Source organism: Undibacterium sp. GW821-FHT07F11, assembly GCF_059418665.1.
This window is the reverse complement of sequence record NZ_JBWKQH010000012.1, coordinates 210,549-229,732: the sequence shown is the minus strand read 5'-3', so window position 1 is coordinate 229,732 and position 19,184 is coordinate 210,549. Positions and strand designations below refer to the sequence as shown.

General features: G+C 46.4%; 19 protein-coding genes. All 19 read right to left on the bottom strand.

The features are described 5' to 3' along the window. Window positions 1–67 precede the first annotated feature (67 nt). The 19 genes from AC07OI_RS27015 to AC07OI_RS26925 all read right to left on the bottom strand — a co-directional run bounded on the left by AC07OI_RS27015 (window position 68) and on the right by AC07OI_RS26925 (window position 19,095). Window positions 68–358: a hypothetical protein gene (locus tag AC07OI_RS27015; protein WP_495259323.1), complete on the bottom strand. Its 291-nt coding sequence runs from the start codon at window positions 356–358 to the stop codon at window positions 68–70. A 107-nt stretch (window positions 359–465) separates the two neighbouring features. After that, entirely contained in the window at window positions 466–864 is a 399-nt protein-coding gene (locus tag AC07OI_RS27010) for a DUF6258 family protein (protein ID WP_495259322.1), read from the bottom strand. A 159-nt stretch (window positions 865–1,023) separates the two neighbouring features. After that, the gene (locus AC07OI_RS27005; protein WP_495259321.1) at window positions 1,024–1,365 is read right to left on the bottom strand and encodes a hypothetical protein; all 342 of its coding nucleotides are present in this window, start codon (window positions 1,363–1,365) and stop codon (window positions 1,024–1,026) included. 54 nt (window positions 1,366–1,419) lie between these two features. Further along, window positions 1,420–2,232: an RHS repeat-associated core domain-containing protein gene (locus tag AC07OI_RS27000; RefSeq protein ID WP_495259320.1), complete on the bottom strand. Its 813-nt coding sequence runs from the start codon at window positions 2,230–2,232 to the stop codon at window positions 1,420–1,422. After that, a complete protein-coding gene (locus tag AC07OI_RS26995; protein ID WP_495259319.1) occupies window positions 2,162–2,884 on the bottom strand; it encodes an RHS repeat domain-containing protein in 723 nt (240 codons plus the stop codon). Before AC07OI_RS26995 ends, AC07OI_RS27000 begins: the two co-directional genes overlap by 71 nt. Before the next feature lie 48 nt (window positions 2,885–2,932). Then, window positions 2,933–3,451 (bottom strand): hypothetical protein, encoded by a 519-nt coding sequence (locus tag AC07OI_RS26990; RefSeq protein WP_495259318.1) that lies wholly within the window; start codon window positions 3,449–3,451, stop codon window positions 2,933–2,935. A 14-nt stretch (window positions 3,452–3,465) separates the two neighbouring features. Further along, window positions 3,466–3,831 (bottom strand): hypothetical protein, encoded by a 366-nt coding sequence (locus AC07OI_RS26985; RefSeq protein WP_495259317.1) that lies wholly within the window; start codon window positions 3,829–3,831, stop codon window positions 3,466–3,468. A 153-nt stretch (window positions 3,832–3,984) separates the two neighbouring features. Beyond that, on the bottom strand, window positions 3,985–4,389 hold the full coding sequence (locus AC07OI_RS26980; RefSeq protein ID WP_495259316.1) for a hypothetical protein: 405 nt from the start codon (window positions 4,387–4,389) through the stop codon (window positions 3,985–3,987). Window positions 4,390–4,437: 48 nt separating this feature from the next. After that, the gene (locus AC07OI_RS26975) at window positions 4,438–4,869 is read right to left on the bottom strand and encodes a hypothetical protein (protein WP_495259315.1); all 432 of its coding nucleotides are present in this window, start codon (window positions 4,867–4,869) and stop codon (window positions 4,438–4,440) included. A 206-nt stretch (window positions 4,870–5,075) separates the two neighbouring features. Further along, window positions 5,076–5,561, bottom strand: a complete 486-nt coding sequence (locus tag AC07OI_RS26970) for an STY0301 family protein (protein WP_495259314.1) — start codon at window positions 5,559–5,561, stop codon at window positions 5,076–5,078. Between the two features lie 162 nt (window positions 5,562–5,723). Then, window positions 5,724–6,209, bottom strand: a complete 486-nt coding sequence (locus AC07OI_RS26965; protein ID WP_495259313.1) for an SMI1/KNR4 family protein — start codon at window positions 6,207–6,209, stop codon at window positions 5,724–5,726. A 41-nt stretch (window positions 6,210–6,250) separates the two neighbouring features. Beyond that, window positions 6,251–6,856 (bottom strand): hypothetical protein, encoded by a 606-nt coding sequence (locus tag AC07OI_RS26960; RefSeq protein ID WP_495259312.1) that lies wholly within the window; start codon window positions 6,854–6,856, stop codon window positions 6,251–6,253. A 19-nt stretch (window positions 6,857–6,875) separates the two neighbouring features. Then, window positions 6,876–7,148: a DUF6959 family protein gene (locus tag AC07OI_RS26955; protein ID WP_495259311.1), complete on the bottom strand. Its 273-nt coding sequence runs from the start codon at window positions 7,146–7,148 to the stop codon at window positions 6,876–6,878. 14 nt (window positions 7,149–7,162) lie between these two features. Next, window positions 7,163–8,842, bottom strand: a complete 1,680-nt coding sequence (locus AC07OI_RS26950; RefSeq protein ID WP_495259328.1) for an RHS repeat-associated core domain-containing protein — start codon at window positions 8,840–8,842, stop codon at window positions 7,163–7,165. Between the two features lie 116 nt (window positions 8,843–8,958). After that, entirely contained in the window at window positions 8,959–9,447 is a 489-nt protein-coding gene (locus AC07OI_RS26945; RefSeq protein WP_495259310.1) for a DUF7919 family protein, read from the bottom strand. 9 nt (window positions 9,448–9,456) lie between these two features. Next, window positions 9,457–9,825: a hypothetical protein gene (locus AC07OI_RS26940; protein ID WP_495259309.1), complete on the bottom strand. Its 369-nt coding sequence runs from the start codon at window positions 9,823–9,825 to the stop codon at window positions 9,457–9,459. Window positions 9,826–10,104: 279 nt separating this feature from the next. Beyond that, window positions 10,105–10,338, bottom strand: coding sequence for a hypothetical protein (locus AC07OI_RS26935; protein ID WP_495259308.1), 234 nt, complete (start codon window positions 10,336–10,338; stop codon window positions 10,105–10,107). Next, window positions 10,335–15,845 carry an RHS repeat-associated core domain-containing protein gene (locus AC07OI_RS26930; protein WP_495259307.1) on the bottom strand — a complete coding sequence of 1,837 codons (5,511 nt, stop codon included), beginning with the start codon at window positions 15,843–15,845 and terminating at the stop codon, window positions 10,335–10,337. The genes AC07OI_RS26935 and AC07OI_RS26930 overlap by 4 nt, the downstream gene beginning before the upstream one ends. A gap of 91 nt (window positions 15,846–15,936) precedes the next feature. After that, window positions 15,937–19,095: an IPT/TIG domain-containing protein gene (locus AC07OI_RS26925; RefSeq protein WP_495259306.1), complete on the bottom strand. Its 3,159-nt coding sequence runs from the start codon at window positions 19,093–19,095 to the stop codon at window positions 15,937–15,939. Window positions 19,096–19,184 lie beyond the last annotated feature (89 nt).

Here is a 19,184-nt window from a genome sequence, read left to right as displayed (position 1 = left end):
GGTTTGCACCGTAACTTTATCTCTCAGTGCTTGCCGAAGGGGGACGGCTAGATGATTATCAATTCAGCTAGCAAACGAACATGGCTGTACTGATTGTGTCTCGCAAATCTGTCTTGGCCAGGCTGCCGCTGGTTTTGGTGCGGCGGCTATTTGCATCATAGGTGTAGTTGACAATGCCTTTGGGCGTTGTGATCTGGGTAACGCGGTCGAGGTTGTCATAACTGAAGCCGATGTTGCCATTAAGGCTGTCGGCCAGTTGTGTGAGGTTGTCGTTGTAGCCAAATTCGGTGGCTTTGTTGTGGGTATCTGCGATGCCAGCAGAAACCAGACAGAATAGGCAGAGCAGGCAACTAATCAAGATTTGGTCGCCCGTGCTGCCGATTGATCGGACCTCCGATTCAACGTCGCTCACAATACTTAATTGATTTAGCTACCCTTGTCCCATATTTATGTGGGTGCAGTAGATCAGATTCGAATCTTATGTCCGGTCGCATCCGCTAAGCAAAGCTGTTTCGCGAAAACTGTTAGTGTCACCTCAGTAGGTGCCGCAGTTTCAGACGTGCAGGCACCCAAACTAAAATCAAACCTATAGCTGCCATCCTCAGTTACTTCGGAGACTGAGACAAAATCTATCCAATCGTTGGGAATAAGGCCTTGCGGTGAAAATTCAAATCTATCTACATTTTCCAGAACAATAAACCCATCTAGAATGTCCTCATCGGCATAGTAATCCCACTGTGCACCACGCACTCGCGAAATCAAATCTATTTTCAATTTAATTTCTCTCGCTACTCCATCAATCATAACCTCCTTACACCAACGATCACCAATGTAAATGGTTCGATAAAATTCTATTGGAGTCATTTCATTTCCTAATTAATTGGCCAATGAGCAGGCCCACTGTTAGAAGGGACGACAATATCTGGTCACAATCCGGCCTGTAATTTATTGTTGCAGTTCTCATTCCAAAAGAGCGAATTACATCACACACAATTACACACCAAGTATTTAAGCCTTTGAATTCTATTGCTCCCAAGCCGAAGAATCGATAAATGCTTCTTCAAGTGATCGAAACCAACCGCTATCCATTCCCATACTATTATAGGTGCCAGATATGAATAATAGTCCCCAAGGATGGGATGGGCCGAAGCCCTTATCACAATATGCAATACAGGTATTAGAATCAGTATGTTCGAGAACAATCCAACAAGGGAAAACTTGACCTTCAGGTCCGTAATCCCAAGTACGAGAGTCGCAACGTGGGGGTATTAGTAGCTTATTAATTGCGTCACGAACGTCATCTCTCGATATTTTTTTCAGTTCCGCATTTAAAATATCTTTCAAATTCTCTTCTTCTATCGACATTATTTCACCTATAAAATTTAGTCTTGGTTAGTCTGATTTAATGCAAGTCAATTTTTAATAAATTTGAGACATGCAACTACCGGGATCCTGAACACTCATCTCTGCTGAGAGTGCGCAAAAACATTGCGTAACTTCACCTTTTGTACAAGCATCCAACGTCAGCATATGCACGGCCGTAGTTAGAGGCCCAAGTGCACCTATTTTTGCACCGCTAATCTTTGCATTTTTACTTGGATTTTTAACTGTTGGCCTCAATAACGATTCTGCTTCAGCAGCGGTAATGCCACTTAAAGTTGAATGATTAAGATTATTCCCATTTGGTGAGTACTTAACATCTCCACCAAGCGCTCTGACTTTCCCAACTGTAGTCTGACCTACTTGCCCGTTCGGAATACCACATGACAAATCTTGCAAACTCATTCCATTCATGCTATTAACAGAAACCCCCTGCAATTTCCCTGCAGCATCGATTCTTACGCCACTGCCATTTATAAGACTTTCAGCGGTACATAGCCCTCCACGACAAACAATTGCGTTGTCATTTAATTCGACTTTTTTTTCTGCCAATCCAATCGGATCCACATACAAAATCGGATTTCCACCCACATATGCATAACCATTAATCCCTCCAGCCAATCCAATCGGATCTTCCGATATAAACCGATGTGTCGCTGGTGAATAATATCTGGCACGGTAGTAGTACAACCCGTTCCCGTCATTCTCCCGTCCAGTGTACTGGAACGAATTATTGATGACCGCATCTGCCCTGGTATTACCATAAGGATCGTAACTGTAATCAACAACTTTGTCGCCTGCTGTGTTGGTGAGTCGGATGGTAGAACCGAGTGCATCTGTAAGATAAGTCAAACTGCTGGCACTTGATCCTGACCCACTCTGCTGCACAAATACCTGATCCACTCCACCACTGACGTAGTTTGATTGGGCTTGCGCCATTGAGTTCTTGCACGATGTTGACACCGTCATACATAAACCCGGTACTAACACCATTGATGGTTTTGTTTTGTCTTCTGCCCAGTGCGTCATAACTGAAGCTGGCGACTTCTGTGCCTGTGCTGTCCTTGATCTGGATGAGCTGGTTGCGGGCGTTCCAGATGTAGGTTTTGAGGCCATCGCTTATGAGATTGCCGTTGGCATCGTAATTGAGTATCTGGCTGCCCCAGGTGGCGAGACGGTTGTTGGCGTCGTAGCTGGCTGTATTGATTGTGTCAGGCAGATCAGTCTTTGCCAGGCTGCCGCTGGTCTTGGTTCGGCGGCCATTGGCGTCGTAGGTGTAAGTCAGGTCTCCGATGAGGCTGTTGTCGGCTTTTTTGTAGGTGATGCCTGTGAGTTGACCTGCATCGTCATAGCTGTTGTCTCGAGTGATGCCGTTGGCGTAGGTGGTTTTGGTGCGGCGGCCTGCATCGTCTAGTGTATAGGCGAACAGATTGGTGCTGAACAAGCAAAGCATGGACCAGATTAATATCTGGTTACAAGCTTTGCTGATCTGTCTAACTCGCATCAATTTTTACCATCGCTTCTTATTTCTACTGAATTGATGGGAACTCGTTTAGCTTACTTCAGCTTGTAAAACCCTTATCGCTGCTCGCATAATCTGTGCTGTATCACTATGAGATTCTGTTAACAATGCATTGGCGATATCCGGAGCAACTTCTTTTAATCGCATTCTATGCGCCCAATCTGCTGCTTTGCTTCGGACTCGTGAGCTTTTGTCTTTCAAACCATCGCGAATCATTCCAAGACATACGAATGACGGTATTTTTTCCGTGATGCACAGCAAAGCGTTGTGTCGGACGTGAGCATGTTTCGAGGTCGCCATTTCTTGAATCATCTGCAAAGCTCTATCGTCATATTCGGCAATTTCTCCAAAAATCTGAGTCGATGCTTCATAAACGGTTGTTTGCTTTTCGGAAGCAGCGTCAACCGTGGCCGCCAAAGTTGCATCAGAAAGAGTTGTTCTAGAATTTAATGCGCCAACCGCATCCAGAAGTGGAGCTTCAAGATCTGGTCTCTTGGGTCGCACAAATCTGCAAAGGAACGCTTCAATATATGGTTTTTCGTAGAGCATAGAAGCCTATCCGATCAATTTTCTTTTGACTCTTTCCTGTCAAAAAAATATTCAACAAAATCCCCGTGCAATCCATCACCAAGCTCATTACCATCTTCATCAACAACATAAATCCGTCCTGTATCTGACAATGCCGTTGCACCATCCAGCGTACATAAAAAAGAGTGTGCCAATCCTTGGAAGCATTCGCTAAACATCTCTTCGACGACTTCTTTTGGTACGTAATGTGACAATAATACCTGCCGAATATGCTTAAAAGAATCTTTATTGGCACCCCACGTAAGACCAGAAATTTGTTCAGTTACAGCCTTGGTCGCTGCGTCAGTCCAAGAATCTATAGCGTTTGCCATATCTTCAAAAAATTCTTCTTTCTTCGTCATAGTATTTATCAATTTCTTTAAAAACCAGTCCGATAAGGACATGCCCACACATTTATTTCTTCGTGGAAGGTGATTTTGAATGCTCCTTTGCTTTGATACCCTTCGCCTTTACTCCCTCCTCAACTTCTTCTCTCGCTTTCCGAAATGCAAGGCTTACCGCTCCATCAAGAGTTTGAAGAGAAATAGTTTTTTCATGTCGTTTAGCGCTGCCAAAGCATCTGCGTCCCCAACCTTTTTTATATTGTTCAGGCAAGCAAACCAAATCTCCAGCAAGACTATTTCTATCACTTCGCCATCATCTTCGCGAGATTCAAATCCATAGTCACCAAGCACTCGAACATTCAGGGCAACCCTCGCCAACACTGCAGGATTTTTCTCTTTCCCTATTAATCGATCCAGCTCATTCATTATCTCAGTATTCGCTGGATCTTCAATTTGAGATTTGCCAAATTTTTCGCTTTTTTTCTTGAGATACTCAATCAATTTTGTCGTCAGTACATTGGTTCTCTCAAACATTAAAACCCGATTTGGTGTTGCTGCAACACCTATTTGAGTCACACATGTCAACAATATGACGAATAATATTTTTTTAATTATTAACATAGACTATGGTTTTGATTCTTTCGATGCTGTTAACTGATCGTCTAACTTCGTTGCTTTTTGCGGATCAATTTTCCGGATATCATCTACCAGTAATTTGATCTCTGCGGAGACACCGGGATTGCTCACGTTATGCATCAGTATGTTGACCAGATATTCTTTGGGCGCAATATCTGAACACTTGGCAGCAATACGAAGATACTTTATGGCAGCATCTAAATCCAAAGCACCGTAAAGGTAATATTGAGCTAATCGCGCTGACGCATCGCAATCTCCAAGAACTGCTTTGCGTTCAAGATCGGCCTTTTCATCTGTCGAAATAGAATAAGGAAAATGACTAGCTGCTGGCTTTGAATTACTCCTGTAAAAATCCACAGCTAACCATGTAGCAAGGCACATCAGAATGACGATTGCACTCCATGAAAGATACTTAATCATCGTTTAACGTCCTTTGGGGTATAATGTTTTCCATTGACTAGATGAAGAAATAGGTTCGGTGCGGTATCTGGCAGGTCTGCCTTGCCCAGGCTGCCGCCCTTTCTGATGTGGTGGCCGCCGTCATGCTGAATATTGTCCCAACTAGAGAGCTGAGAGTACGAAATCAAACTTCCCTTTTATCACATGCTAACTCAGGAAAATTTTTCTCATTCATTTGGCAAAAGGGATTGGGCTTGGTATGGCTTGAGCGTTTCGTTAGCTTTATGCGACGAATCAACACACATAATAACAACTTCACTCCTTACCGCTTTCTCCGGGCCAAGGTCACTCCGCTGAAAACAAAGAACAGTATCTGAACGAATCATCTTACTCAACGTGACAGATGTTTGAGCATACTCGCAGCGCATCCACATTTCCCTTTTTCTGATGGGTTCGCCAAACGCCCAATACTGAATTCCATTTTTCTCCATTGGTTTCAATTCAGCATCAGGTTCTGACGGGTTACTAGACATAGGCCCGTCAATAATCGAAACGCGTTCCAGGTCAAATTTTTGATAACCAGATTTGACCTTCCATCCGGGAGCTATAGTTTTAAGTGCAATGCTGCCACCAATCGTTGGTGGACAAGTTTGAGCCATCGCAGTAAGAGGCGCAGAGAGGAAGAGCGTGACAAGTAATAGGAGGATTTTCATTTATTTTTAAAAATGATGTCGCGGTGTTTGCATAGTTAACAGGCCTAGCTGCGAAGGGCTTATTTTTTATTGTAGGTTTGCCACACCTAACGCTTTAATTTCCTCAATCTTCAACAACATTAATGCCACCATTCTTATCTTTATCGACTGTGTTTTATGCTTTCAAATATCATAAAGACGATCATCATCTAGTAAATAAAATTCAACGAACTCCGAAAAATCTTCGGCTACTACGGGTGGAACATTATTTTTTGTGCCGATAGCGATCACTGTATTCTTCTCCGTCTCAGCCGCAAAATTGATGGCATATGCCCAAGAAAAATCCAAATAGTCGCAGAAAATGTAATACGAACCTGCACCATAAAAAATGATGCGTCCTTCCTCAAAAGATTGAACGTTGCAAATTTTCTCAATTGGCCAGAAATTGAAGCCGTGCTCATCTTGATAGTTGTCCGACTGATTAAAGCCATTCACAAGCATCAAATAATTTTTGAAGTCATTTGATATCGCAACATTGTTTTTTCTTTCAAACAAAGCGATTTCTTGTTGCGTTGCGGGGTTTTGAATGGACACAGATGAATCACTCGTCCAATGCTCAAACAATGAACTGCCAGGACTTGGGGAGCCATATTTAATACCGATTGACATATATTTCAGTTTTTAATTTTCAATCTAAAAGAGATGGATAGCTACTTGGTCTTAGACGGTAATTTCGACGGCACCTTCGCTTTGATACCTTTAGCCTTTATTCCTTCTTCTACCTCGTTCCGTGCTTTATCAAAAGCCAATCCAATTGCTCCATCAATAGTTCGATAAGCAAGATTTCTTTTAATATCTTCTAATGCCTCCAATGCTTCTTGTCCGCCAATTTTCTTTATATTAGTCATACAAGCGAACCAAGCTTCAGTCAAAATTTCTGCCACTACTTTTGTATCGTCGTCACGAGACTCACGCCCATTGTCCGCAAACACTCGCGTAATAATCGCAACTCTTGCCAATACGGCAGCACTTTTTTCCTGGCTTAACAAACGCTCAAGCTCAACAATCAATTGGTCACTTGCTGCTTCGTCAATTTCAACGTTGCCATACTTCGCGCTTTTCTGATTAGCAAATTTAATCAATTTAGTTGTCATCAAGGTGGTTCGCTCCAACATCGTGACTCTATCTGGAGTAGCCGCCAACCCTTGTTGCATCGCACACGACATGAATATGACCAGTAATAGTTTTTTAATCGGCGGCATGGAGCCATTCTTTGTAAGTTGTGCCATTTTTTCAAATGGCTTTGTTTTATCCAAGCAAATTCTTTACTAGAAATCACCCTATTGAATAGGGAAGATCAATTTTCCTTTCAAGGCAAACTCTTTCATATTGCGATAGAGCCTCATTCAACTGCTCCTCCACACTTGAAATCTCTTCTGAAAGTTCGTCATAATCTTTTGCTGCTAGCAAGCGCACCATTTCACCGACCGCCAAAACTAAAGATTTCAAAGTATCCCCTTGCACAACAACTCCCGGGTAATTCCGTCCAGGTAATTGCACAACAGCAAAGTTTGTTGGGCGACTCATTAGAATGACTTCATTCGTCATATCTACCTCTTCTGTTATGGAAAAAAAGTTACAAAAGGAAGACTCGTATCAACAGGAGTCTTAAAAATATCTAGATTGCCAGGCAGTCCGTCTCGAACACTCTTTGCCCCTGGCAAAGATCCTTTCAAATCGCTACGTATTTTATTATTTGCGTTAACAACATAATCAAAGTCAGAGTTTGCAGTAAGCGCTTTATTGGGATTTACTCTACTTCCGACCACTGTGATTTCCGTCCCCGTCCTATTGGCCGCATTCTGAATTCTTTTAACCTCCCAGAATGTCAATTTCTCTAATGTTGCACCACCTCCAACTAAAACCCTCTGCGCCGAATTTCGTCCAACATTCAACATCATCGCCAAGGATTTTATCCCAACGGCTACATCTCCTACCCCTGTGGCTAAACTTAACGCATTAACTGCAAGTTCTATGCCGACCATGCCTTCGCAGTCAAGCTTGCCATTTTCCTTAAAAGCCCTATCGAAACCAGCTACTTGGCCTTCTACAGTGTCGTACCTGCGCCCTGCCTGTAATCCTAGTGGATCAATGAATGAAACCGGATTTCCACCCACATATCCATACCCATTGATTCCTCCAGCCAGCCCAATCGGATCTTCCGAAATAAATCGATGTGTCGCTGGTGAATAATATCTGGCACGATAGTAATACAGCCCCGTCCCGTCATTCTCCCGACCAGTATATTGGAACGAATTATTGATGACCGCATCTGCCTTAGTATTGCCATAAGGATCGTAACTGTAATCAACGACTTTGTCGCCAGTTGCATTGGTGAGTCTGATAGTGGAACCGAGTGCGTCTGTGAGGTAGGTCAGACTGCTGGCACTTGGCTCAGTCCCACTCTGCTGCACAAATACCTGATCCACTCCAACGCTGATGTAGTTGTTGAGTGGGCTTGCACCATTGAGTTCTTGTACGATATTGACACCATCATACATAAACCCGGTACTAACACCGTTGATGGTTTTGTTTTGTCTTCTGCCTAGTGCGTCATAACTGAAGCTGGCGACTTCTGTGCCTGTGCTGTCCTTGATCTGGATAAGCTGGTTGCGGGCGTTCCAGATGTAGGTTTTGAGACCGTCGCTGGTGAGGTTGCCGTTAGCGTCGTAATTGAGTATCTGGCTGTCCCAGGTGGCGAGGCGGTTGTTGGCGTCGTAGCTGGTGGTGGCGACTGTGTCAGGTAAATCTGTTTTGACCAGGCTGCCGCTGGTTTTAGTGCGGCGGCCATTGGCGTAGGTGTAGGCCAGGTCTCCGATGAGGCTGTTGTCAGCTTTTTTGTAGGTGATGCCTGTCAATTGACCTGCGTCGTCATAGCTGTTGTCGCGGGTGATGCCGTTGGCGTAGGTGGTTTTGGTGAGGCGGCCTGCGTCGTCGTAGACAAACTGGATGGCTTGTGCCTGGTTGTTGTTGATGACACCTGCGGCCTGGTCTATGCGGGTGAGCCTGCCGACTTTGTCATAGGTGTAGCTTAGTGTTGGCTGGCCTGCGACGGTCATTGTGCTGCGCTGGCCGTTGGCGTCGTAGGTGTAGCTGATGCTGCCTTTGAGGCTGGTGACCTGGGTGACGCGGTCGAGATTGTTGTAGCTAAAACCGATGTTGCCGTTGATGCTTTCGCTTAACTGGGTGAGGCGGTTGCCGGTGTCGTAGCTGCGGGTGCCTTGCGTATGAGCATGACTTATGCCGTGCAGACAAAGTAGGCACCAAGCAAAGTATGGACCAGATTAGTATCTCGTGCCAAGCTTTGCTGGTTTGTTTAATCCGCATCAATTTTTATTCTTATTTCAAATTCCTTCGCTCACTCAATTCTAAAGCGTTTTGCATTTTCCTCTGGTACTGATGTCATACTCCATTCCAATTTTAATAATTCAAGCTGCTCGATATATTCTTGACTGAATGGTTGCGGCCCTTCCTTCATTGCAACTAAAAACTCTTCGGGTGGGCAATAATTATGTACAGAAATGTAGTGATAGATAAGTGTCGGTGCGGCATAAACTATGCCATTTGGCGAAAACACGCGCGTCTCTGAAGTTCCCAAAAGAAGTCGCTCGCCATTTCTCTCAGCAATAAACCAATCATCAGTTGAACAAAATTCACACTTATGTATACCTCTCATTTGTGCTACTGATATCTTGCAGAAACTCCATGTCAATGCCAGTAACTCTTCAGATGGTAATTTCGTTGTAAACGACTGACCCAGAGCTAACCATCCAATACTTAGAGTATTAGAGCGATAGAACATCCCTGAATGATAGGAATATGGGGTTAGGTCTTTGAAATACGACATATAGCTTCGCTATTTTTTATAACTTGATGGCCAATCCCTTTCCAATCCTAATTGTCTTAATTTGACTGGCTTAATCGGTTCAAATGTAATTACTGCAAATAAGTCTGTATTACATGTTTCGCAGTGAGCAATGCAGCACTCATCAATTAAGTCCGTCTTGCCATTTGCTAATTCTCCTCTATCAATCCATTGCGGCCATCTAGGATCGTCCTCACTCCACCAGATCATGTCTTGATTTAATTGATAGGTGTTGTTGCAAAACCTTCCGCGTTCATCTCCCTGAAATGTCGACGCAACATGGCATTGGGCCTTAATGACAGCGCCAACACCACAGTGAGGGCAGATGTTTTTAAAAATTATCCAATTAAACGCTGCCATTTTTAGAATCCAATACTTGTCATACCAATAGCGTTTAAAAATCTACTACATTGCTATCATTTGTAATAGTTTCAGCACATTCTTTAGAGGATGATTTTGTGTGACGGATGGTAGAACCAAGCGCATCTGTGAGGTAAGTCAGACTGCTGGCACTTGTCCCCGCACCACTCTGCTGCACAAATACCTGATCTACTCCTGCACTGATGTAGTTGTTGATAGGACTCGCGCCGCTGAGTTCTTGCACGATGTTGACACTGTCATGCAAGACTGTGCTGACAACTAGCTTTTAATCAATAAATGATTGTGTATTGGACACACCACTCGTCCAGTCACATCTACATCCCAGCCTGCATCACGAGCAAAATTAGCCATTCTTTTTGCCCATTCCTCTACCGGCTCAGTAGGTGGTTCTTCGACAGTTCGCTGAAATAAACTTTGACAACTTGGTATTTGGCACGTAATCAATAGCTCGGTATAAGCTAGGTCTTGGATAATATCCAGTGGATCGTTCATGGTTTGAAAGCTCCGTTAATGATGTCTCGCAATTGTTGTCTGGCTGCAGGAGTTAGCGCGTTAAATCGGTCAAGTCTATCAACGGCCCCTAAACCAACATCTCTAATATGTGCTGCTTGTTCCACAAATCCTCCGCGCAAACGATCCCGTACCTTGCTAGCAAAAGATTCGGCTACAGCCCTAAGTTGAGCACCTGTATCAAGTGGGAATGCAGATCCATTTGACCTTACAATATTTTCGATTTCGCGAATTTTTGCTGAGTCGATTTTTGCAGCCGCTCTAGGTAATACACTCTTTGCAACTGCAGCTTCCGGTGCAAACAAAAGCAAAGTTAAAACAGATTCACTCACAGATGCATATTTTTTTCCAAAATCACAAAGCATATCCCCATATATTTTTTGCTGGGTCGCCCAGGAATACTTTTGCGCCAATATACTTGGTATTCCATTTGGCGCTAAACCAGTCGGATCAATAAGTGAAATCGGATCACCTTCCACATACCCATAAGTATTAATCCCCCCAGCCAACCCAATCGGATCTTCCGATATAAAGCGGTGCGTCGAAGGTGAATAATATCTGGCACGGTAGTAATACAGCCCCGTCCCGTCATTCTCCCTCCCAGTGTATTGGAAGGCGTTGTTGATGACAGCATCTGCCTTGGTATTGCCATAAGGATCGTAGCTGTAATCAACAACTTTGTCGCCTGTTGCATTAGTGAGTCTGATAGTGGAACCTAGTGCATCCGTAAGGTAAGTCAGACTGCTGGCACTTGATCCCATACCGCTCTGCTGCACAAATACCTGATCTACACCACCACTAATGTAGCTGTTGGTGACGTTGTTTCCACTGAGTTCTTGCACGATGTTGACACCATCATACATAAAGCCTGTGCTGACACCGTTGATGGTTTTGTTTTGTCTTCTGCCTAAAGCGTCATAACTAAAGCTGGCGACTTCTGTGCCTGTGCTGTCCTTGATCTGAATGAGCTGGTTGCGGGCGTTCCAGATGTAGGTTTTGAGGCCATCGCTGGTGAGGTTGCCGTTAGCGTCGTAATTGAGTATCTGGCTACCCCAGGTGGCGAGGCGGTTGTTGGCGTCGTAGCTGGCTGTACTGATTGTGTCAGGCAAGTCTGTCTTTGCCAGGCTGCCGCTGGCTTTGGTGCGGCGGCCATTGGCGTCGTAGGTGTAGGCCAGGTCTCCGATGAGGCTGTTGTCGGTTTTTTTGTAGGTGATGCCTGTGAGCTGGCCTGCATCGTCATAGCTGTTGTCGCGGGTGATGCCGTTGGCGTAGGTGGTTTTGGTGAGGCGGCCTGCGTCGTCATAAGTGAACTGGATGGCTTGTGTCTGGTTGTTGTTGATGGCTCCTGCGGCCTGGTCTATGCGTAGCAATCTGCCTGCATCGTCATAGGTATAGCTTTGCGTTGGCTGGCCTGCGACGGTCATGCTGCTGCGGCGGCTATTTGCATCATAGGTGTAGTTAACAATGCCTTTGGGCGTTGTGATCTGGGTAACGCGGTCCAGATTGTCATAACTGAAGCCGATGTTGCCATTAAGGCTGTCGGCCAGTTGTGTCACTCTGTTACCGGCATCATAGCTGCGGGTAATGCTGCTACCGTCTGCGTAGGTGGTTTTTAAAGGGCGGTTGAGGCCGTCATAGGTGTATGTGGTTTGCTGGTTTTTACGGTCTGTACTTTGTGTGATGCGATGTTCTTTGTCATAGACGATGCTGTTACTTTGGTTCAGCGCGTCGGTCTTGCCTGTAACGGCGTTGCGGTTGTCGTAGGCGAACTGGGTGCTGTGGTTGTTGGCATCGGTGACACTGGTGAGGTTGTCGTTGTTGTCGTAGCCAAAGCCGGTGCTTTGGTTATTGGGCTCGACGACGCTGCTGACGCGATCAAGCGGATCGATATTGGTCAGTGCGAGGTTGTTGAGCGGGTCAACGCTGCTGAGTGGGCGACCGGCACCATCTGTATGCAGATTTGTAATGCGGTTCAATGGGTCAGTTACACTGCTGAGGTCGTAGCCGTCATAAGCAAACTTTGTCTGTTTGTTGCGGGGGTCAGTGTATTGCGTCAATTGACCGGCTACATTGTTGGCAAACCCATGTATTTTGTTGGTGGGGTCTTTGATTTGTTGCAGGCTGCCTTTACCGTCATAACTGATGGTCGTGGTGCGGTTCAACGCGTCAGTGATGCTGGTGATCTGGTTGTAGTCGCTGCTGTAGGTGGCACTTGTGGTAATGGCATTGGGCGTGCCAGCCAGGAAAGTCTGGCTGAGCTGGTTGCCCATGCTGTCGTAAGTGTAGGTCGTTTTGCGATTGAGGGCATCAGTCACCGACTGCACCAGGCTGGTGGCAGGATCGCGGACGATGGTGGTGCTTTGCTGCTCGGGCAAGCCATAGGCGCTGATGACGCTGCTGGGGTAACCATTGGCATCAAAAACATAGCGGGTAACGATACTGTTACCGTCTGTATGGTCGGTTTGTGTAACCTTGCCGTTGCCACCTACTGTATAGGCAAACAAGTTGGTGCTGTTGTCAGCATAGGTTTGTTTGGTGACGCGATTATTTGCGTCATAGATGTTAGTGACCATGATCTTGCCGCGTTTGTCTTGCACGGTGAGCATGTTGTGATTGGTATCGTAAGTAAATACCTCGAACTGGTTATTGGGGTCCGTGACCTTGACGAGATGGCCAGCCGTATCGTATTCGTATTTGACAAGACGATTCAGATTGTCTATCGCTTGCGTAATGCGACTGTTTGCATCGTAGGTGAATTGAATGAAACGACCGGTCAGACTGGTAATACGGGTCAGGTTACCCGCATTGTCCCGGCTGAAGGTTAGTGAATTGCCATAACGGTCGCGTAAGCCGACGATTGCAGCACGGCGTGCGCCCTGACGCGTGGCTTCAGGGAACTTTAATACACTGCCGTCTTTGAGCTCAATTGTCCAGCCTATGCCATCCCAGCGCAATGTTGATCCAAAATACTGCCCTTGGCTACTGGTGCTTTGATACGCTGCATTTGAATAATTGGTACCGGGCGCAGTCCGGGCGTAGTGAATGCGGCTGCCATCGGGCAAAATCAGGTCTTGATAAGTCCAGGGTGAAGAGTCACCTACCAGAAAGATGTCATAACCCAGATTGGTGCCTATGCCAAAGGCTCGCGAGGCTGGATCATTCTGGCGATAGCTGCGGCTGACGTCGAGAGGAATAATATCGTTGACGAAAAGATCGGTACTTTTATTGATGAACAAGCCTGTGTAAATATCGACAGGATCTCCGCACTGGCAACCACCAACTACCGGGCCAGTATCAGGGGCGACTGTTGGCTTGGCAATCATCGCGCCGGTAAATTCGTAGATCGCGACACCTGGGTCGGGCTCAATTTGCTTGCCGTCTTTGCTTACGCTGCCCAGACCATAGACATACCAGCCTTTACCACGGGCATCATAGTTCCAGAACTCCATACGGGTACCTGGCGCGGCCTGGCTGAAATTCGGATAAATCAGTCTCGCACCTGGCTGGCTTTGGCCATTGATGCTGCTCAATATCGCGCCACCTGGTTGAATGGTGAAATATACAGGTACACCAAGCGCAGGTAATGGGAAAGGTGGTCGGTCAACCGGTATCGCCGTCATGTTGATGTTGGTGACGATCTTGCCGTTGCGGTCGCGGATGACAGTCCCTGCGGGGATGCGCAATTCCAGTCCAGGAATACGGGGTGAAGTGACGACAGTTTCTTTTTGCGTGGGCGAATTGATTGCAATGTCACCTGCAGCATCGAGAGCAGTAGCCCAGATGGTGTAGTTCAGTGCCGTTGTTTTACCTTGTTCGAGATTGACCTGTGTTTGGTAATAGCCGTAGCGGGTATCGGTTTTTTGCGCAGTCTGGCCATCTATCGCAAGTATCTGGTTGCCAGCATCAAGATGCGGCAACAGGAAACGTCCTGTAATGTCAGTCTGGGTAGTGTGACCGCCAATACTGAGTGTCACGTGGGCGAGGCCACGGCCATTGAGGCTGAGTACCTGACCTGACAATGCAGTGTCGCCATTGGATGATTGCAAAGGCGGGAGTTGTTGCAAGGGGCTGGCACCACGGCGCGCTCTCCAGTCACCCTTGAAATGACTGGCATCAGGATGCCATGCTTCTGCCACGAGCGTGCTGTCCGCCGCACTCACTGCCAATTTTTCTTTTGAAGACAATTGTTTTACGACATTCACTTCGCTGGAAGGAGCAACTGGGCTGGCAGCTATGAGCGCGCTGCTATCAGATGCTATTGCAGTGGAAACACCTGTGTTAGCGGAGTTTTTTACCGTGCGTGGTATTTCACCCGCACTGACGCTACCAAACGATCCGTTGCTTTGGTTAGCTTGACCTTGACCAAGCTGATTTGTATTTGGATAGCTGGCGGCACCAGTGCTGCTCAGTTGCGCAGTATCAAAACCGATGGCGGTAAATGGCAGTGCCAGATTATTGTTCGCTTTTGCGTCTTTAATGAAAAGTGTATAACGGCTGCCCGGCAGCAAGTCTTGCTGTGGCGTGATAAACAAGAGTAAGCCGAATTCGACTGGCACCACATTAACTGGCGTGGAACCATGCGGCCCGATTAAGGTAACAGTGTCAGCATTGAGGTCTGCAACATTCATACGGCTGTTAAAACGTATGATCAAGTTCTGGTTTACGGGTACTGCGCGCGCTTCGGGCGCAGGTTGGCTATCTTGAACGGCAGGTGCGCCTGTGACTTGCAGGCTGGCAGCTAATTGTGCCGCGACTTTTTTGTCGAACAAAGTAAACGCCTGGCTGCGCGCATCGTATAGTTCACCATTTGACAATGCCTGTTGGGCATTGCCCTGTCCACCCCATAACATGACTTGCGCATTGGGCAGCATGGCTGCGACATGGTTAGCCCTGGCGCTGTCAAGCTTGGCATTAAAGTGTTCGAGATTGTGATTTTGTGGGTTGTATAGTTCAGCTTCATAGAGCAAGCGCTGACGACTATCCACCCCACCTGCAATGAGCAACTTGCCATCTGCCAGTACTGTTGCGGTATGCCCGCTGCGCGGGATCAGCCCCAGATTACCCATAACACGAAACTGTTCACTGGCCGGGTCAAATTGTTCAGCGACATCCAGCACTTCACCATTGACATCAACACCACCCAGTATCAAGACCTGACCGCTTGGCAACAAGGTCGCACTGTGATGACTGCGCGCATGCTGTAACTGACTGGTCAACGGCTTGAGTTGATTTGTCTTGGGATCCAGCAGGCCAGAACCAGTCTGCCCACCTACCAGTAACCAGCGTCCATCGGCCAATTGCGTGGCACTTTGCCCAGGATATCTGGCGGGAAGCGGTGATAATTGCTGAATGAAATTGTCGGCGCTGCCAGTGCCAGCATCCGCCGCGATCGTTAAGGCGCCGGAAGGTAGCACGGCCACCAGCAAGGCTGAAGCCAAAGCCATTGCAAATGTGTTCTTGACTTGCTTGCCAAGTGCAAGGTTTTTCATAAATCGGTTCAACATATAGACATTAAATTTTGGGGTAGGCACTTTGCTACTTTCTTTTTGCATACATTTTCTCGAAGATATTCACGTCAATTTATTTGAGTTGTAAATTGACCGTACCTTTGTCAGCGCCCTGAGGGTCGATCAGGACTGTATAAGTTCCTGTTTCGGGTGCACTCCCTAAAGACATGGTCAGCGTCGCTGCACCAGCCGCGAGAGAATCAGTTTTCCAATAGCTGACAATATTTGAAGGCTTGTAAATGTAGATGTAATTTCTATTGCTGGTTGCAGGATTGCTGTCGTCCATCGTATTACCAGTCACCGCCAAACTCAGGGTCTGACCTGCGGTTGCAGTGAAGGTAAAGCGCCCATTCTGGCCTGGGCGCAAAGTCGTGAGAGCTATAGGGGCGGCACCCACTGTCAAGGTACCAGCCTCAATATCCTTTGATAGCACGGCGTTAAAACTCACACCATAGGTAGAGTTCGTGAAGAAGCGCACTACATATGTACCTGTTGTTGCAAACCAGCCCGGGTTATAGAAATTGCAGCTCTCAGTAGCTGTGAAAGTGCAATTGGTCAGGGCTGTACCGTCGGTTTTCTGCAAGTAAGCTGCCACGCTCTTCGTACCACCAGTGCCAGTAAATGCCAAATCTGTCAGCGTGAATCCATAAGTCTTGCCTGCTTCAGCAGTAAATGTGTAACGACCGTTTTGACCCATCGGCAAACTGATGGCAGTGGCAGCGTCCATCGTGAGGACACCTGTTGCATCAGACAGCAATTGAAGATTAATACTTCCTTTATCTAGCACAGTCGGATTTATCCAGACAGTATAAGTTCCGGTCTCAGGAAGATTTGAGAGCGACATTACACCATTTGAAGTCCCGGTATAAATAGTGTCATAGGTCCACGCAGAGGCCGTGTTACTGGGCTTAAAGATATACGCGTTTATAGGATTGATACTGGACGGACTACCATCATCAATGCTATTGCCACTTAATGCCAGATTAAAACTTTGTCCTGCCGTTGCATTGAAAGTAAATCGGCCATTCTGACCAGGACGCAAAGTTGTTAAATTAGTCGGTGATGCACCTGCAGACAAACTACCTGCTTCGATATCTTTAGATAACGTTGCGTTAAAACTTGCTGCATAGGTAGATCCCAGGACAAAGCGCATCACATAAGTGCCACCAACCGTAAACAATTTTGGATCATAAAAATCGCAACTATTGCTTGATGAGAATGAACAATTGCTCAGCGCTGTGCCATCTGATTTTTCAAGATAAACATAGAGTTTTTTATCGCTCGATCCGCTACCGGTAAATACCAAATCCGCCGCAGCAAAGCCATAAGTTTTTCCTGCTTCAGCAGTGAAGGTATAGCGTGCAGTTTGCCCCATAGGCAAGTTCATTGCTGTTGCACTATCTACTGTTAACACGCCTGTAGTGGCAGAAAGTAATTGCAGGCTCATGCTCCCCTTATCCAGCACGGTCGGATTCACTACAATTGTATACTTGCCAGTCTGCGGTAAATTATTGAGAGCGATGACACCATTTACCCTTCCTGTCACCAGATAATCCCATTTCCATTCCGATGTGCTATTACCGGGCTGATAAATATAAATATAGGTAGAGTTACTGGTGCCTGCATTGCCATCGTCCATGGTATTGCCGGTGATAGCCAGATTAAAGTTTTGACCTGCAATGCCATCAAAAGTGTAGCGCCCGTTCTGACCCGGCAGCACTGTTGTGACAGTGACTGGTGCAGCACCCGCAATCAAATCACCAGCCTCTACATCTTTTGACAAAATCGCGTTAAAACTGACTGCATGGGTAGAACTTGGATTAAAACGAATTACGTAATTGCCTGTCACACCAAGCCTGGCGGCGTCTGAAAAATCGCAACTGTTAGTGGATGTAATTTCACATGTGTACAACTTGGTACCATCGGTTTTTTCCCAGGTTATTGTGACATTTCGTGGGATACTTCCACTGCCGGTAAATACAAGATCGGCTAGCGCCAAGCCGTATGTCTTGCCCGCTTCGGCATAAAAAAAGTAGCGCCCGTTTTGACCCGCGAGAAGATTGACAGGGAAAGGAGTATCAGCGGTAATGCTGCCAACGGCTTCTGAGACCAGGGACAAATTAACTGTGCCTTTATCATTGAATTTTGGAGCCATTGCTATGGTATAGGTGCCATTGGCAGGTAAAGTTATCAGGTCTACTGAGTCGCTGTTATACACAGTAGCAGCCATCAACATACTGCCATCGGGGTTGTAAATTGTAGTGGGAATACTGCTTGCGAATGTTCCTGCGATCGACATCAGGCTCACTCTCTGTTGCGCTACGCCATCAAACAAGACAATTGCTTTTTTTCCTGCCACTGTGGTGGTGAGCGGCATTGCAGGCCCATTCACCGCAATACGACCGGTAAAGCCAATATCGCCTGCTAGCCACCCAGCAGGCAGGCCATAGAAATCATTTGCACTTACTGCACTCCCGTACGGAGTGGAAACAGTGATCTTGCCTGACAACGACGAACCCGGTGCATTTGCAACCAGGCTAGAAGCAGTCGATGAAGTTACTGTCGAAGCAAAATTACCAAAACTGGTTTTATTCGATTCTTTGATTATTTGGAAATTGCTACCGGATATCGTTACAGGAGTACCAACACCTCCCAACACGGGAGTAAAACTGGCAATGGTTGGGGGTGCTAATGCGCCGACAACAAAATCCTTATTACTAAGCACATTGCCGTTGGCATTGCTGACCGATATTTTTCCTGTAACAACGCCAACTGGTACTGTCACAATCAACAAATTTGCAGTCGCGCTATTAACGGTCGCAGACACGCCATTAAACTTGACACTATTATTTGCGGCAACAGTATCAAAACCGCTACCAAAAAGTTGAATTGTGATGCCACTTGCGCCGCCAGATGGGGCAAATTCGGTAATCGCTAATGTGGTGGCTGTATTTTTTTGTATGCCAATAATGTTACCGACCGCATCGTAGTTATATTGCACACTGCTGCCATCCGGTGCGACTGTACCAACCAACCGTCCTACATTGTCATACACATATTGCACATCAGCCGCCCGTGCAGGCGATGCAAGATGACTTCCCAGGCAAAATGCCAGCAGCCACAAAGCCCGCTGAGGCCGCATTGCAAAAAGCTGGATGACCATGCTCCATGCCGCCAACACAATTGCCAACAAGTGTACAAGGCCATGTTTCAGGCAAAACCGGTGCTGCATTGTTCATCCCTTTGCGTTTCATCCTACTGCCAGCATCAGGGCTGAAATCCGTAAAAATACGGACGAGCAATAGTTAATTTATATTAAAG